Source organism: Polaribacter sp. 11A2H, from assembly GCF_011379025.1.
Taxonomy (GTDB): Bacteria; Bacteroidota; Bacteroidia; order Flavobacteriales; family Flavobacteriaceae; genus Polaribacter.
On sequence record NZ_WTLD01000046.1, the window covers coordinates 1 to 980 of the forward strand.

Annotated in this window: 1 protein-coding gene; it reads left to right on the forward strand. The window is 32.0% G+C overall.

Annotated elements, in window-relative coordinates; translation table 11 throughout:
• Positions 1 to 183 precede the first annotated feature (183 nt).
• Positions 184 to 980 (forward strand): IS110 family transposase (locus tag GQS58_RS16840; protein WP_166388051.1); only part of this gene is annotated, 797 nt, incomplete at its 3' end.

Consider the following 980-nt stretch of genomic DNA (forward strand, 5'->3'; position numbering starts at 1 on the left):
TATAATAAGAAAGCACAAAAGAGAGGAATAAGGTTATTATATACGGAGAGACAATAGATCTCGTCAACATTGAAAATCCCCTCTCTTTTCTACACAGATTTCGTACAGTTCTATGAGGCTTTTAGACCTCGATTTTAAGTCGTTGAAACTCGCGTAGTATGTCCTTTCAAAAAACATTTTCTTATGAATAAAGATATAAAATATTTTGGACTTGACATCAGTCATTTAGTTTTTGATGTTACCGATTCTTTTGGTAATTATTACCAGTTTAAAAATAGTATTTTGGGCTTTAAAAAGTTCGTAAAACTGTTAGATATTAATAGTCATTGTGTGATGGAAGCTACTGGTTATTATCATTACCAGTTAGCTTATTATTTACAAGAACAAGGTATTAAAGTTTCAGTAGAGAATCCTTTATCTGTAAAACGGTTTATTCAGATGAAGCTGTCTAAAATTAAGACAGATAAAAGCGATTCGAGGTTAATTTGTGAATATGCTAAACAGGTTGAATTAAAGCTATGGAGAGGTAATTCAAAGCATCAATTAGAATGTCTTCAGATGATTAGACTCCTGTCTGTGTATACAAAACAAAGCACTATGCTTAAGAATAAAATACATGGAGAAACGGTTTTAGGAATTCCTAGTAAATCTGTAGTGAGTTCCTTCAAACGAATTTTAAAAGAACTCCAGAAAGATATGAAAACGATCGAAGATAAATTGTTATTTTTAGTAAAAGAATTCCATCAGAAACTTTTAACTGATTTAAAAAGCATTCCAGGAATAGGTCCTAAAACCTCCCTAATGCTAGTTGTTCTAACGGATGGTTTTGATCGCTTTACAAGTGGAAGTGAACTTTGTAGTTATGCTGGTTTAACTCCGGTAATACGACAAAGTGGAAGTAGTGTAAAAGGACGTCCCAGAATTAGTAAAATGGGAAATCAAAAGCTTCGGAATTTACTATTTATGTGCAGTTTTAATGC